This window comes from [Clostridium] ammoniilyticum, from assembly GCF_025566905.1.
Taxonomy (GTDB): Bacteria; Bacillota_I; Bacilli_A; order Erysipelotrichales; family Coprobacillaceae; genus Faecalibacillus; species Faecalibacillus intestinalis.
The window spans coordinates 23923-39462 of sequence record NZ_JAOQJR010000011.1; the positions used below are offsets into that span (position 1 = coordinate 23923).

Sequence of the window (15540 nt, forward strand, 5' to 3'; positions counted from 1 at the left end):
TTTATCTTTCTCTTTTCCTTCTTTCAATGGACGGATAGTCCAAAAAATATAAAAAGCTATTGATGGATTAATCCATTTCAATAGCTCCAGTATATAATTGATAGTATTTACCTTTTTCTTTAATAAGTGATTGATGATTTCCTCTTTCAATAATATGTCCTTGTTCTAAGACCATAATACAATCACTATTTTTAATTGTTGATAAACGATGGGCAATAACAAGTGTTGTTCTACCATGCATTAATTTATCCATTCCATCTTGTACAAGCTTTTCTGTTCGAGAATCAATAGAAGAAGTTGCTTCATCCAAAATAAGTGCAGGAGGATTAGCAACAGCAGCACGCGCAATCGCTAATAACTGTCTTTGTCCTTGCGATAAGTTCGCCCCATCTCCTGTAAGCATTGTTTGATAACCATCTGGCAAATGTTTAACAAAGAGATCGGCATTGGCAAGTTTTGCTGCTTCAATACATTCTTCATCCGTAGCATCAAGACGTCCATAGCGAATATTATCCATAACTGTTCCAGTAAATAAATGTGTATCTTGTAAAACCACACCTAATGATCTTCTTAAATCATCTTTTTTAATCAATTTAATATCAATTCCATCATAAGTAATCGAACCTTTTTGAATATCATAGAAACGATTAATTAAGTTTGTAATTGTTGTTTTACCTGCACCAGTAGCCCCAACAAAGGCAATCTTTTCACCAGGATTAGCATAAACATCTACATTGTGTAAAACCATACGGTCATCAAAATAACCAAAGTCAACACCTTCTAAACGAATATCACCCTTCATTTCTACAAGTTCAACATGACCATCGCTTCTTGGATGTTTCCAAGCCCAATGTCCTGTTCTTTTATCTGTTTCAACCATTTTTCCATCAACAGTTTCTACACGACATAAAGTAACCACACCTTGATCATCTTCACTTTCTTGATCTAATAAATCAAAGATACGACCAGCTCCTGCTTGTGCCATGGCAACAGCATTGATTTGTTGAGAAATTTGTCCAATAGGTTGGTTGAAACTTTTATTCAATGTTAAGAAAGCTACAAGGGTTCCAATTGTTAAAGCAAAATGTCCATTTAAAGCAAGGATTGCGCCAACAATTGCACAAATGATATAAGAGATATTTCCAAGTTGTACTGTAACTGGCATTAAGATATTCGCAAATTTATGAGCTTGATAAGCACTTTCTCTTAATTCATCGTTTAATTTTCTAAAATCAGCAATTGCTTGATCTTCATGGTTGAAGACTTTAACAACTTTTTGACCAGAAATCATTTCTTCAATATAACCATTCACTTTACCTAAATCCCCTTGTTGTTGAACGAAGAATTTACCTGATAACGATCCAAGTTTTCTTGATACAACAAGCATGATCATAAGCATACATACACTTAACACAGTTAAAGGAATATTTAAAATGATCATTGATACAAATGTTGTCACAATAGTCATACAACTTGAAATAAGTTGTGGAATAGATTGTGAAATCAATTGTCTTAATGTATCAATATCATTTGTATAGACTGACATTGTATCTCCATGAGGAGTTCTGTCAAAATAACGAATTGGTAAAGATTCCATATGTTCAAACATTTCAATTCTTAAATCTCTTAAGAACCCTTGTGTTACATAAACCATAATACGGTTAAAGGTAAAGGCACAAACAACACCACAAGCATAAAGTGCACCTACACGAATCAAAGCATGGAATAGTCCACTAAAGTCAGGTGAAGAACTCTTTAAAAGGGGAACAATATAATCATCAATTAATGTTTGCATAAACATTGTTCCTTGAACATTAAATAAAGCATTTCCTACAATACATAGAAAAACAACAATTAAATGGATTTTATATTTACTCCATAACATTTTAAGTAAACGTTTCATTGTTCCTTCTTTCATTATTCTTCCTCCTTCCCTTTCATTTGTGTTTCATAAATTGTACGATAAATTTCATTTGTTTCTAATAATTTATCATGTGTGTCAAAACCATCCACGACACCATCATTTAAAACAATAATACGGCTTGCATTTTGAACAGATGATATACGTTGTGAAATAATAATTTTTGTTGTATCGGGAATACGTTCATTGAATGATTCTTGAATACTTGCATCTGTAGCTGTATCAACAGCACTTGTTGAATCATCTAGAATTAAGATTTTAGGATTTTTTAGCAACGCTCTTGCGATACATAGACGTTGTTTTTGTCCACCTGAAACGTTTGAACCACCTTGTTCAATATACGTATTATAACCATCTTCAAAACGATCAATAAACTCATCAGCGCACGCTAAACGACAAGCTTCTTTACATTCTTCTTCTGTTGCATTTTCATTACCCCAACGTAAATTTTGTAAGATTGTTCCACTAAATAAAACATTCTTTTGTAAGACAACAGAAACTTCATCTCTTAAAACTTCAAGATCATAATTACGAACATCTTGTCCACCAACAACAACGCTACCTTCGTCAACATCATATAAACGAGAAATAAGGTTGACCAAACTACTTTTAGCACTTCCGGTACCACCAATAATTCCAATTGTTTCACCACTTTTAATATGAAGATCAACATCTTTTAAGACCGCTTCTCCACTACCATGTTTATAAGAAAAAACAACATGATTGAAATCAATTGAACCATCTTTTACTTCAGTTAAAGCTTCTTGAGGAGAGACTAAATCAGATTGTTCATTAATAACTTCTGCAATACGTCTTCCTGAAGTAAGTGACATCGTAATCATAACAAATGCCATAGAAAGCATCATAAGAGACATCATAATATTCATAACATAGCTAAATAAACTTGTAAGTTCACCTGTAGTAAGAGTCCCACCTACAATTGCTTTAGCACCTAACCATGAAAGCATTAAAATTGAACCATAAACAGCTATTAACATAGCTGGGTTATTATAAGATAAAACGGATTCTGCTTTGACAAAAAGTTTATAAATGTTTTGTGCTGCTTTTTTAAATTTTTCATTTTCATATTTTTCTCTAACAAATGATTTAACAACTCGAATACCAACAACGTTTTCTTGAACACTTTCATTTAAAGTATCATATTTAGGAAAAACATCATTAAAATATTTTGTGGCATGATACATAATTATTGTAAGGACCGCTACTAAGAAAACAATGGCAACAACAAAAATCATACTTAATCTAAAGTTGATCATCATTGCCATGGTAAGGGCACAAATAAGTGACATTGGCGCACGAATGCACATACGAATAATCATTTGATAAGCCATTTGCACATTTGTCACATCTGTCGTTAAACGTGTTACAAGTCCTGCAGTACTATATTTATCAATGTTTGAAAAAGAGAATGTTTGAATGTTTGTATACATGGCATCTCTTAAATTGGCTGCAAAACCCGTTGAAGCTTTAGCTGCATGGTTACCAGCTAAAAAACCAAGTGATAATGTTCCAATTGCAATAACAAACATGAATGTTCCATATTTTGTAACATTAGACATATTACCTGCCTCAATCCCTTTATCAATAAGACTTGCCATTAATAAAGGAATAATGATTTCTAAGATAACTTCTAATGCCGCAAATAACATTGTAAGTAATGAATCTTTTTTATATTCTTTGATTTGTTTCATTAAAGTTTTTACCATAATTGACTTCCTTTCCTATTCATTTACCGAACTTCATGAATATTTATAAATCTTCTTTGATATTATTAATTAATTTATCGGATATTTTAATAAACATATTTATTTCTTCTTCAGATAAATCTTTAATAAGTTTTTGATGCATTTCTTTCATCTTATCTTCAATTTGTCGATTATGATTTCTTGAAGATTCTGTTAAAACGATTTTCTTTAATCTTGCATCATATTCTACTTCTTCTCGTTCAATCATTCCCTTTTTACACATCAGTTTCAACATTTCTGATGTCGTAGAACGATTGATTGAAAATTCTTTTTCTATATCTTTAGGAAATGTATCAAGCCCACTATCTTCTCTATCTTGAACAAACCCAATAATCCAACAATGCATTAAAGTTACACGATCAGGCCTCTGACCTGTTTTCTTATCCATTGTTTTTCTCATTAGGTTATTTATGGTCTTAATACGATGTCCAATGGGATCTCTATACATATCATTCCTCCTATATTGTTCGGTTACGAATTGTATGGTAACATACAATTTAAAATTTGTAAACTTTTTTCATAGAAGTTCTTTATAAGTCGTTGTATAATAGAAAAGAAAGTGAGGAAGACAAATGGAAATTAAAGAAAGGTTTTTAAATTATGTGAATTTTGACACACAATCAGATAGTTATTCACATACTGTTCCTTCAACTTCAAAACAATTAAAATTAGGAAATTATTTAGTTGAAGAATTAAAATCATTAGGAATTGAAAACGCAAAAATAGATGAATTTGGTGTAGTTTATGGAACAATTCCTAGTAATAATAATCATCAAGGAGATGTTATAGGTTTTATTGCCCACATGGATACTTCTCCTGATGCAAGTGGTAAAGATATTCATCCACAAATTATCAAAGATTATCAAGGTCAAAAAATTACTTTAAATGAAGATAAAGAACTTTATCTAGACCCTGAACAATATTCTCAACTCTTACAACTTATTCATCATGATTTAATTACTACAGATGGAACAACTTTATTAGGAGCTGATGATAAAGCTGGTATTGCAATCATTATGCAAATGGTGGAATATATTTATAATCATCCAGAATTTAAACATAATGATATTCAAATTGCTTTTACACCTGATGAAGAAATTGGACATGGTAGTGATCACTTTAATGTTGATTACTTCAATGCACAATATGCTTATACCATTGATGGTGGAGATATTCACATTGTTGAATACGAAAACTTTAACGCATTTAGTGCCGAAGTGAAAGTCCATGGAAGAAGTATTCATCCAGGAAGTGCTAAAAATAAAATGATCAATTCAACGCGTGTTGCCTATGAATTTGATTCACTTTTACCTGTGCATATGCGTCCCGAATCAACAGAAGGTTATGAAGGATTTAATCACCTTCACTCGATTCAAGGAACTTGTGAAGAAACAGTTGCTGAATATATTATTCGTAACCATGACTTACAACAAGCAAATAAACAATGCCAAGACTTTAAAGACATTGCAGAGTTCTTAAATAAAAAATATGGTTATCAAATTGTTGAAGTAACGATTACAGAAAGTTATTTAAACATGAAAGAAGCTCTAAAAGATCATATGTTCATTGTTGAACAAGCTTTAGCTGCCATTAAAGAAAATGGTTTAGATGCTTATTGTTCACCAATTCGTGGTGGTACAGATGGTGCACGTTTAACATTCAAAGGACTTCCTTGTCCTAATCTTGGTACAGGTGGTTTTAACTATCATGGACCCTATGAATATTGTTCACTTACTATGATGGAAAAACAAGTTCAAATCTTACTTCATATTTTAAAAAACACTGCTTCTAAATAAGCATTAACAAAAAATCGTGTGGATTTCTTAGACAATAAATAAAGCAAAAGTATTAACTTAATTTCTTAACTTAGTAGCATTACAAAAAAAGCCGTGATTTTTCACGACTTTTTGATATTAAAATTAAATATTTGTATTTCTTATAATTTACTTTTGATTTTCTTTATTTAATTCCAAAGTATCTATTTTTTTAATAAATGGTAAATAAATAACAAAAGATACAACAATCATCACAAATTGCCATAATGCAACACGCCATCCACCAATCAAAAGTCCTGATATAATTGGTGGTGTTGTCCAAGGAACCATAACCCCGCTAAATAATGGTAAAATTCCCATATACATTAATAAGTAACTACTTATACCTATAATTAAAGGAACAAGAACAAATGGAATTAATAAATATATATTAAGTACAATTGGTGTCCCAAAAATAATTGGTTCATTAATGTTAAAGATATTAGGTACAATGGATAATTTACCTAAGCTACGTAATGACTTTGATTTGGCAAAAAATGTAATATAAATCACTAACCCAATCACAATTCCAGCACCAGACATACATAAGAAATTGTCCCAAAATTGTTGTGTAAAAATATGTCCACCATTTTGAATTGTAAGAGGCAATCCTGAATCTATAATTTTTTGATTAGCTGCCATATTTGCTTGTAAAATTGGTGAAAGAATTCCTCCACATATAGAACCACCATGGACGCCTGTCCACCATAATAAAGACATAACAACTGTCATAATAATAACGCCAAAGAACGAATCTGTAATTCCTTGTAAAGGAATTTGAATTACCGAATAAATAAGTTCTGCAAATGTTGTATTAAATATAAAGTGACATATAGCATAAATAATTGCACAAATAGTAATAATAATTCCAGTTGGTAATAGTGACGAAAATGAATCTGCAACACCACTAGGCACACCATCTGGCATTTTAATGCTAATATCTTTTTTTACACATAAAGAATAAATATATCCAACTAAAAAACCAATTAAAATAGCACAAATCATTCCTTGACCAGCAGTCCAATCTTTAGAAATAATTCCTGTAACTGATTCCCCACTGTCTAATACCTTAGAAGATGGAGTTAATAAAATAAAAGCTGCTAAACCAGTTAAAGCGCCATTTATAGCTGTTATTACTTGATCATTCTTCAAATAAGAATAAGTAATTCCTATTACTGTAAAGAAGGCCATTAATGAAAACGTAGAAGAATATACTTGAGAACATACATCTCCTATTCCACTTTCACTAATTACTTTACTTACTGATTCAATTGGTAAGTTGGCAATCAACAGGAACAATGATCCTATCATTAAAAACGGTAAAGAAAACATCATTCCATCCTTTAAAGCCTTTATAACTTTTGTATTTGTAAACTTCGATATATAAATAACTAATGTTTCATTTATAAATTTGTTCATATTATTTATCTCCTATAAAATTTCACCATTTGATGAAATAACTCTTTTATACCATTCAAAAGAAGCTTTTCGATATCTTCTTCCACTACCTTTAGCTTGATCATCTAAATCAACATAGATAAATCCATATCTTTTTGCCAATTCACCAGTAGAAGCACTTACAATATCGATTGCTGACCAAGGAGTATATCCCATGACTTCTACACCATCTAACTCAATTGCTTTTTTCATTTCTGAAATATGGTTTCTTAAGTAATCAATACGATAATCATCATTAATGATTCCATTTTCTAATTTATCATAAGCTCCAAAACCATTTTCAACAATAAACATTGGTTTTTGATATCTTTCATAAACTTCATTTAAAATAATCCTTAATCCTGTAGGATCAATAGCCCAACCCCAATCACTTTTCTTTAACAATGGATTTTGTACTTCAATAAAGTCATGTATTTTATCATATTCTGCAATCGTTGATTTATAATAACTAAACCCTATATAATCCACAGTACCTCGTTTTAAATCTTTTAAATCTTCATCAGTTATATCTAATTGAATATTACTCCTTTCCCACTTTTTTAAAGTATAGGTTGGATAATATCCCCTTACATGAACATCACTAAAGAAATACCTCTTATCCATTGCTTTAATTCCTGCAAGAATATCTTGTGGATTACAAGAAGAAGGATAAATTGGGCCAAAATGCAACATGCAACCTACTTGCATAGAGGCATTAATTTCTTTGGCTCTTTGAACTGCTCTAGCACTTGCAACAAACTGATAATGAGATATTTGATACATTGTTTGTTCAATATTTTCATTATCTTCATATAAAACACCTGCTCCAGTCCAAGCATTAAAAGGATTATCGGTATCTATAAGATTATTAATTTCATTAAATGTCATCCAATATTTGACCTTTTTGCTATATCTTTTAAAACATGTAATCGCATATCTTTCAAAGAATGTAATTAATTGTCTATTTCTCCAACCACCATATTTTTTTGCTAAATAAAGAGGCATTTCAAAATGAGATAAAGTAACAATAGGCTCTATTCCATATTTTAAACATTCATCAAAAACATGATCATAATACTCTAGCCCTTCTTCATTAGGCTCTAATTCGTCACCTTGAGGATAGATCCGTGGCCATGAAATACTTAAACGGAAACATTTAAAGCCCATTTCAGCAAATAATTTAATATCTTCTTTATAATGATGATAAAAATCAATTCCATAATGGTTAGGATAATATTTATCATCTAATATTTCATAAGAAATTTCTCGAGGGTGATCAACATCACCAGCTGACATAACATCGGTTACACTTAATCCTTTATGTCCTTCTTGATAGCCACCTTCGTATTGATTAGCAGCAACAGCACCACCCCATAGAAAACTTTTATTCATAATCATTCTCCCATTTTAAATTTATCAACTGCTTTTGTTGTTTCTTCTAAATAAGAATAATTACTTATTAATTTTAACGAAGTAAATATATTAAAAACATACTGTAAAGAAGCAATATAAACAGCATTAGATAGTTCAGTTGTATTTTGAGTGGTCATAATTACAATTGTTTCATCACAATATTTACAAATTTCTCTTTTTTTATGATCACAAATCACAATTGATTTAGCATGATATTTGCGAATATCCTTTGCTATTTTTAACATTTCCTTATTTTGACCTGTATGTGTTAAATAAATGCAAACTGTATCGTTTGGTTTCCTTTGCTTTAAGTATTGAAGATGCATTGGATTTAAACTGTTATATGCTTTAGAAATAACCCCTTCTTCTTCAAAATTCAAACTATAAATTTCTGCTAAAGAAAAATTAATACCAGTTCCATAAATTTCAATATATTTAGCATTTTTAATAAGTTGATAAATTCTTTCTATAACTTGTCTATCTAGTAAACTTTTTGTATACTCTATCGCTCTTTTATGTAAAAGTTCGATTTTATTTAAAGCATCATCAATTGAACTCTCACTTGAAAAAGGTTCAATTTTAAAATCATTTTTCAATTCAAGTAAATGAGAATATTCAGCCGCATATTGATATTTAAATTCTTTATATCCATTAAAGCCCAGTTTCTTACACAACCTAGAAATCGTTGCACTACTGGTATAACTTAATTTTGCCAGTTCATTAATATTCTTTTTTAAAATATCTTCTTGATTATTTATTATATAATCCACTAAATACTTTTCTTGAATTGTTAAATGGTCTAATGTTTTCATTTTGTCAATAATCATCATATTTCCTCTTTTCACCGGTTAAAAGATTCAAATTAATTATCTTCTTATCTAGAAGACATCTTCATCATAATTAACAACAACTTGTAAGTCAATCTTCTGTAAGCATTTACAATCAAATCGAAAAAAACTTTCAATTTCACAATTATTAACAATAAAAATTGAAAGAAATTATCAAAAAAGGTTATTACGAAATTCAATAAATAATTTCATAACAACCTTTTTATTTTGTATTATTTTTATTTATATAAAAAGAGAACAACATTTCGCATTCGTTCTCTTTTTTTGAAGATTTTCTTACAATATTTTAGGTTGCCTTCTTAAGTGCCTCCTAAACTATTTTTTTGTCCATTTTTCAAATTCTTCATCAGTAGCTAAAACATAATGAGTTCCATCTACTAAATGTTCAGTACCTTTTGTATAATCGACTCCACTTTCTTTATAATCGTAAGTAAATGATTTACGTACTTTTTCTACACGTGGATTAGGATGAGGAATAGCACTTAATAATGATTTTGTATATGGATGAATTGGATTATCAAAGATTTCTTCAGTAGTCCCTGTTTCTACTAAATGTCCTAAATGTAATACCCCAATTTTATCACTGATATATTTAACCATTGATAAGTCATGTGCAATAAATAAATATGCAATTCCTGTTTCTTTTTGAATCTTTTTCATTAAGTTAACAACTTGTGCTTGAATAGATACATCTAACGCTGAGATTGCTTCATCAGCAATAATTAAATCAGGATTCATAATTAATGCTCTTGCAATACCAATACGTTGTCTTTGTCCACCTGAGAATTGATGTGGATAACGTGAAGCATGTTCTCTTGATAAACCAACAAGTTCAAGCATTTCATAGATTTTTTCATTTCTTTCTTCAATAGAAGAATAAGATTTATGAATATCTAAACCTTGACCAATGATATCAATAACTTTCTTTCTTGGATTTAAACAAGCCATTGGATCTTGGAAAATCATTTGCATCTTTGTATGTAATTCTTTAGATGTTTCCTTATCTAATTTTCCACCAATTTCTTTTCCGTTGAAAACAATTGATCCAGAAGTTGGTTTATATAAACGAATAATACTTCTACCAGTAGTTGATTTACCTGAACCAGATTCACCTACTAAACCATAAGTTTCACCTGGCATAATATCAAATGAAATACCATCAACTGCTTTTACAGTAAAGTTACGATTAATTTTAAAATGTTGTTTTAAATCTTTAACGACAAGGATAGGTTCTTTATTTTCCATTATTCAACACCCTCCTTTTTCATTTTTTCTAATCTGTTTTTTAATTCAACTGGCATTTCAACTTTTGGAGCTTTTTCATGCATTAACCATGAAGCAACTTTATGAGTTGTACTACCAGGTACTTTAAACATTGGAGGTTCAATTCTTAAGTCAATATTTAAAGCATACTTATTACGTGGAGCAAAAGCATCACCTTTTACTTCATGTGCTAAGTTTGGTGGTGTACCAGGGATTGTGTATAATTCATCATCATCAGTATCTAAATCTGGCATAGATGATAATAATCCCCAAGTATATGGATGACGTGGATCATAGAAAATTTCATCAATGGTTCCAGTCTCTACGATTTTACCAGCGTACATAACATTTACATAATCAGCTACTTTAGCAACAACACCTAAGTCATGTGTGATATAAATAACTGATAAATCTTTTTTCTTTTGAATATCTTGAATTAATTCAAGAATTTTAGCTTGGATAGTAACGTCCAATGCAGTTGTAGGTTCATCACAAATTAAAACATAAGGATCACAAGATAAAGCAATTGCGATAACAATTCTTTGTCTCATCCCACCTGATAATTGGTGAGGATAGTTTTTCATACGTTTTTCAGCATTAGTAATACCTACTAATTGTAATAATTCAACTGCTTTTTTATAAGCTTCTTCTTTTGGTGTATTGTAATGATGAATCATTGGTTCCATAATTTGATTTCCAATTGTCATTGTAGGGTTTAATGATGTCATTGGATCTTGGAAAACCATGGCAATTTTACGACCACGAATTTCACTTTGCATTTCTTTTTCACTTAATTGACAAATGTCTTTTGTGATTCTTTCACCTGTATTTTCATCTGTCCAAGTGTAGTTAATAGAACCACCATCAATTGAACCATTTCCAGCCATGATACCCATGATTGCTTTAGTAGTAACTGACTTACCTGATCCAGATTCACCAACGATAGCGATTGTTTCACCTTTATATAAATCTAAGTTAACACCACGAATTGCATTAACAATACCACTATCAGTTCTAAAAGAGATATTTAAATCTCTGACTTCTAATATTTTTTCTCTTTCTGCCATAATTACATCTCCTTCATAGTTGGATCAAGTGCATCACGAAGTCCATCACCAAATAAGTTGAAACTTAACATTAAGATAGAGAAAATAATAACTGGAATTACCATCATGTAAGGGTAAATAGTAATTGAGTTAAATCCATCATTAATTAATGTACCTAATGAAGCCATTGGAATTGGTAAACCTAAACCAACGAATGATAAGTATGCTTCATAGAAGATAGCATTTGGAATAGACATCATAATCATAATAATCATTTGACTATAAATATTTGGTAAAATTTCTTTAAAGATAATAAACATGTTACTAGCTCCTAAAGTACGTGAAGCTAAAACGAATTCTTCTTCTTTTACTCTTAAAACTTGAGCTCTTGTAATTCTTGACATACCAATCCATTCAGTAAATGATAAAGCCATGATAATTGTGAATAATGATGCTTTCATCACCATTAATAACAATGTTAATATTACTAAAGTTGGGATAGAGTTTATGATTTCTTGAATTCTTTGCATTACTGAATCAACTTTACCTCCGAAATAACCAGAGATCAGTCCGTATGTCATACCTACAATCACGTCAATGAAGATTGCAACAACGGCAATGAATAATGAATATCTTGTACCTGTCCAAACACGTACAAATAAATCACGACCATAAGTGTCTGTACCAAAGAAATGTTCAGCACATGGTGAAATACTTGCAATTTTTGTATTGATTGCATCAAATTTATATGATGAAAACATTGGAGCAAAAATAGCAAATACTGCGATAACTAAAATACAAATTAAACCGATAACGGCACCTTTGTTCTTTTTAAAACGATTTAAAGAATCTTTCCAAGCAGGAAGTGATGGAGCAACAACGTCTTTAGTAATGTCTTGTTTGTCTCCAACGAATTCAAAATCGTCTGGTAAAAATTCAATCTTTTCTAAATCCATTATTAATCATCCTTTCCTAATCTAATTCTTGGATCAATAATTCCATAAGAAATATCAATAATTAACATCATGAAAATGTACATTGCAGCATATAAGAATGAACAAGCTAAAATGATGTTGTAATCATTTGATAAAATACTATTAATTAATAATTTACCTAATCCAGGAACAGAACAAATCTTTTCAACAACCATAGTACCTGTCATTAAGTTTACTAAAATAGGTCCTAAAATTGTGATTACTGGAATTAAAGCATTTCTTAATGCATGTTTGAAAATTAAAGTTTTACGATCTAATCCTTTTGCTTTTGCAAGAGTCATATATTCACTTGTTAAAACTGAAACCATTTCAGTACGTGTAAAACGTGCAACGTTTGCAATAACCCCAACAGATAAAGCTAAAATTGGCATAATTGATGATTTAATTGCATTCGATGAACTATATGAAGTTGGTAACAATCTTAATTTTGAAGCAAATAATAATAAAATTAACATTGCAAATACGAATGATGGGATGGAAACCCCAATTACAGAAATAACTGTAGCGATTGTATCCCAAATTGTATTTTTATGTAATGCAGCAAATACTCCTAAGAACATACCAATAACTGTTCCAATAACTACTGCACATAAACCGTAAATCATAGATAATTTTGCAGCACTTCCTACAAGTGAAGATACTTGCATATCTTTATACAAGTTAAATGAAACACCGAAATCCCCTGTTAACATATTTTGAATATAACGTACGAATTGAACTGGTATTGGTTTATCCAATCCGTATTGAGCTTCAATAGCCGCTCTGGCTGAAGCACTTAATTTTTCATTGTTAATTGGAGAACCAGGTAAAAATTTAACCATTAAAAATAATACCATTAAAATAACGAATAATGTAATTAACGAAATAACTAAACGTTTTCCGATATATTTTAAGGTTGAATTACTCATCTTTTTTCCTCCTATATTTATTTAAAAAAGAAACACAATACAGAATACTATATTGTGTTGTCTTCTCTATGTTCTTTTTTCTAATTTGAACTATTTTGAAACATATTCGAATGTATATGGAACACCAACTGCTTTAATAACTAAGTTTTTAACTTTTGTATTTTGTAAAGTAGCAGTTCCTTTTTCGAATACTGGGATGTAACATAAATCATCCATCATAATTTTTTCTGCATCGATCATTAATTGCCAACGAGCATTAACATCAGTTTCATTGTTAACTTTTTCCATGATTGAATCAAATTCAGTATTTGACCAATGACCATAGTTGTTGTTGTTGTTAGTTAAAGCTAATGTTAAATAAGTTGTAGGATCACCATAATCAGGTCCCCAACGAGTTACTGATAAATCGAAATCTCCATTTTTTTGTTTGTTGTAGATACGATCTTGTTTAGTAGTAGCAACCATTTCAATTTTTAATCCTTTTAAGCTAGAGAAAGCATTTTGTAAATAAGTTGCAAATACATCCATTGGAGATTCATCTGTACCATAAGTAACTCTTATAGTAATTTCAGATTTTCCTAATTCTTTTAATCCTTCATCTAATGCAGCTTGAGCAGCTTTTTTATCATATGAAGTATAAGTATCTGCTTCATCACGGAAATCTTTTCCTTCTGGAGAAATTGATAATCCTGATGGAACAAATCCTGAAGCAGCTTGTGAACCATCTTTTAAGACGTTTTCACATAAATCTTTTCTGTTAATAGCTAATGATAAAGCTTTTCTTACATTTAAGTTAGCTAAATCACTATTTTCTAAATTTGGTTGAATGTAGAATAAGAACCCTTCAGAAATATTCTTGAATGATTCATCTTTTTTATATTTATCAACTAAGTCAGAGTTGATGATAGCGAAATCAGTTTCACCTGCTTCGAATGACTGAGCAGCAACTTTTGGTTCTTGAACTAATTTCATTACTAATTTGTCAATTTTTACATCTTTAGCAGCATAGAATTTATCATTTTTTTCGAATTCAGCTACTGAACCTGGTTCCCAGTTTGTCATAGTGAAAGCACCGTTAGCTAAAATAGAATCAGCGCTCTTACCATATTTATCACCTTGTTTTTCAGCGAATTTTTCGTTGATTGGGTAGAAACATGGGAATGACATTAATTCATCAAAGAATGAAACACGAGTAGTTGTAGTAACTTCTAATGTTTTGTCATCAACAGCTTTTACACCTAAAGAATTTAAATCATCATCAGTTAAATCTTGTTCTGCATCGATTTTGTCTGATAATTCTTGTGCACCTGCGATGTTAGCAATTCCATCACAGAACATGTAATAATAGTTCCCTTTGTTTTTGAAAATTCTGTGCCATGCATAAACGAAATCGTTTGCAGTAACAGGATCTCCATTAGACCATTTAGCATCTCTTAATTTATAAGTGTGTGTTAAACCGTCTTCTGAAACTTCTGAAGATTTAGCAATACCATATGTAGTAGTACCATCTTTAGCAGGTTTCATAAGCCCATCAATAATTGCATGTAATGCAGTAAATGAGCATCCGTCTTCGGCATCTGCTGAGTCTAAGTTCTTGATATCTAGTTCACTTGAATAAGTGTATGTAGAAGAATCATCACCAGATCCTCCACAACCAGCAAGAGTTAGAGCCATCATAGCACAAAGTACCATAGAAAATAATTTTTTCATTTTTTCTCTTCCCTTCTATAAATCGCCTTTGTATACACTAATACATATACAATAAAAATTTATGCTTTAATATTAGTACAATGCGTTATAGAAGTCAACAAAAAAAACGAACTTTGTATACAAAATTGTATTATTGTTTATACAAAAAAATATTTTTCAATCTACATTCAAGAATAAAATAGAACAATTGTTTTTTATACATTTATTTTTGACGTTTATATTAATTGGAAGACAACATATTTTTTTATTCTTTTTTAAGAAGAAACACAATACCGAAATATTGTGTTTCTGTTGATTTTATCGACTATTTTGATACATATTGGAATGTATATGGAACCCCTACAGGTCTAATTACTAAACCTTTTACATCTTTATTTTGTAAAGTTGCAGTACCTTTTTCAAATACTGGGATGTAACAT

12 protein-coding genes are annotated in these 15540 nt (G+C 30.3%); 1 reads left to right on the forward strand and 11 read right to left on the reverse strand.

All coding sequences use genetic code 11. The features are described from left to right. Nucleotides 1-67: 67 nt before the first annotated feature. From OCV55_RS10355 to OCV55_RS10365, 3 genes are read right to left on the reverse strand one after another with little or no spacing between them, the layout of a single operon-like run. Nucleotides 68-1918: an ABC transporter ATP-binding protein gene (locus OCV55_RS10355; RefSeq protein ID WP_147580563.1), complete on the reverse strand. Its 1851-nt coding sequence runs from the start codon at nt 1916-1918 to the stop codon at nt 68-70. Then, nucleotides 1918-3648, reverse strand: coding sequence for an ABC transporter ATP-binding protein (locus OCV55_RS10360; protein ID WP_147580564.1), 1731 nt, complete (start codon nt 3646-3648; stop codon nt 1918-1920). Before OCV55_RS10360 ends, OCV55_RS10355 begins: the two co-directional genes overlap by 1 nt. Before the next feature lie 43 nt (nt 3649-3691). Then, nucleotides 3692-4135, reverse strand: a complete 444-nt coding sequence (locus tag OCV55_RS10365) for a MarR family winged helix-turn-helix transcriptional regulator (protein WP_117851424.1) — start codon at nt 4133-4135, stop codon at nt 3692-3694. A gap of 124 nt (nt 4136-4259) precedes the next feature. On the opposite strand from OCV55_RS10365, the gene pepT reads away from it, so the two are divergent. Then, nucleotides 4260-5483, forward strand: coding sequence for a peptidase T (gene pepT, locus OCV55_RS10370; protein ID WP_147580565.1), 1224 nt, complete (start codon nt 4260-4262; stop codon nt 5481-5483). A gap of 147 nt (nt 5484-5630) precedes the next feature. On the opposite strand, the gene OCV55_RS10375 is transcribed toward pepT, so the two are convergent. The 8 genes from OCV55_RS10375 to OCV55_RS10410 all read right to left on the reverse strand — a co-directional run bounded on the left by OCV55_RS10375 (nt 5631) and on the right by OCV55_RS10410 (nt 15121). Continuing rightward, nucleotides 5631-6920 carry a PTS sugar transporter subunit IIC gene (locus OCV55_RS10375; protein ID WP_022001620.1) on the reverse strand — a complete coding sequence of 430 codons (1290 nt, stop codon included), beginning with the start codon at nt 6918-6920 and terminating at the stop codon, nt 5631-5633. A 12-nt stretch (nt 6921-6932) separates the two neighbouring features. Further along, nucleotides 6933-8336, reverse strand: coding sequence for a 6-phospho-beta-glucosidase (locus OCV55_RS10380; protein ID WP_199664653.1), 1404 nt, complete (start codon nt 8334-8336; stop codon nt 6933-6935). Then, nucleotides 8333-9181 carry a MurR/RpiR family transcriptional regulator gene (locus tag OCV55_RS10385; protein WP_147580566.1) on the reverse strand — a complete coding sequence of 283 codons (849 nt, stop codon included), beginning with the start codon at nt 9179-9181 and terminating at the stop codon, nt 8333-8335. The genes OCV55_RS10380 and OCV55_RS10385 overlap by 4 nt, the downstream gene beginning before the upstream one ends. 333 nt (nt 9182-9514) lie before the next feature. Then, complete coding sequence (locus OCV55_RS10390; protein ID WP_032089804.1) at nt 9515-10444, reverse strand: ABC transporter ATP-binding protein; 930 nt, start codon at nt 10442-10444, stop codon at nt 9515-9517. Then, the gene (locus tag OCV55_RS10395) at nt 10444-11529 is read right to left on the reverse strand and encodes an ABC transporter ATP-binding protein (protein ID WP_032089803.1); all 1086 of its coding nucleotides are present in this window, start codon (nt 11527-11529) and stop codon (nt 10444-10446) included. Before OCV55_RS10395 ends, OCV55_RS10390 begins: the two co-directional genes overlap by 1 nt. Nucleotides 11530-11531: 2 nt before the next feature. Then, complete coding sequence (locus OCV55_RS10400; RefSeq protein WP_147580567.1) at nt 11532-12464, reverse strand: ABC transporter permease; 933 nt, start codon at nt 12462-12464, stop codon at nt 11532-11534. Between the two features lie 2 nt (nt 12465-12466). Next, nucleotides 12467-13411 carry an ABC transporter permease gene (locus tag OCV55_RS10405; protein WP_147580568.1) on the reverse strand — a complete coding sequence of 315 codons (945 nt, stop codon included), beginning with the start codon at nt 13409-13411 and terminating at the stop codon, nt 12467-12469. 90 nt (nt 13412-13501) lie between these two features. Next, nucleotides 13502-15121, reverse strand: coding sequence for a peptide ABC transporter substrate-binding protein (locus OCV55_RS10410; protein ID WP_147580569.1), 1620 nt, complete (start codon nt 15119-15121; stop codon nt 13502-13504). Between the last annotated feature and the right edge of the window lie 419 nt (nt 15122-15540).

What these genes read in the sequence shown, in the direction of transcription:
- OCV55_RS10355 (WP_147580563.1), bottom strand. Translation starts at nt 1,918, where the DNA reads ATGAAAGAAGGAACAATGAAACGTTTACTTAAAATGTTATGGAGTAAA.
- OCV55_RS10360 (WP_147580564.1), bottom strand. Translation starts at nt 3,648, where the DNA reads ATGGTAAAAACTTTAATGAAACAAATCAAAGAATATAAAAAAGATTCA.
- OCV55_RS10365 (WP_117851424.1), bottom strand. Translation starts at nt 4,135, where the DNA reads ATGTATAGAGATCCCATTGGACATCGTATTAAGACCATAAATAACCTA.
- pepT (WP_147580565.1), top strand. Translation starts at nt 4,260, where the DNA reads ATGGAAATTAAAGAAAGGTTTTTAAATTATGTGAATTTTGACACACAA.
- OCV55_RS10375 (WP_022001620.1), bottom strand. Translation starts at nt 6,920, where the DNA reads ATGAACAAATTTATAAATGAAACATTAGTTATTTATATATCGAAGTTT.
- OCV55_RS10380 (WP_199664653.1), bottom strand. Translation starts at nt 8,336, where the DNA reads ATGATTATGAATAAAAGTTTTCTATGGGGTGGTGCTGTTGCTGCTAAT.
- OCV55_RS10385 (WP_147580566.1), bottom strand. Translation starts at nt 9,181, where the DNA reads ATGATGATTATTGACAAAATGAAAACATTAGACCATTTAACAATTCAA.
- OCV55_RS10390 (WP_032089804.1), bottom strand. Translation starts at nt 10,444, where the DNA reads ATGGAAAATAAAGAACCTATCCTTGTCGTTAAAGATTTAAAACAACAT.
- OCV55_RS10395 (WP_032089803.1), bottom strand. Translation starts at nt 11,529, where the DNA reads ATGGCAGAAAGAGAAAAAATATTAGAAGTCAGAGATTTAAATATCTCT.
- OCV55_RS10400 (WP_147580567.1), bottom strand. Translation starts at nt 12,464, where the DNA reads ATGGATTTAGAAAAGATTGAATTTTTACCAGACGATTTTGAATTCGTT.
- OCV55_RS10405 (WP_147580568.1), bottom strand. Translation starts at nt 13,411, where the DNA reads ATGAGTAATTCAACCTTAAAATATATCGGAAAACGTTTAGTTATTTCG.
- OCV55_RS10410 (WP_147580569.1), bottom strand. Translation starts at nt 15,121, where the DNA reads ATGAAAAAATTATTTTCTATGGTACTTTGTGCTATGATGGCTCTAACT.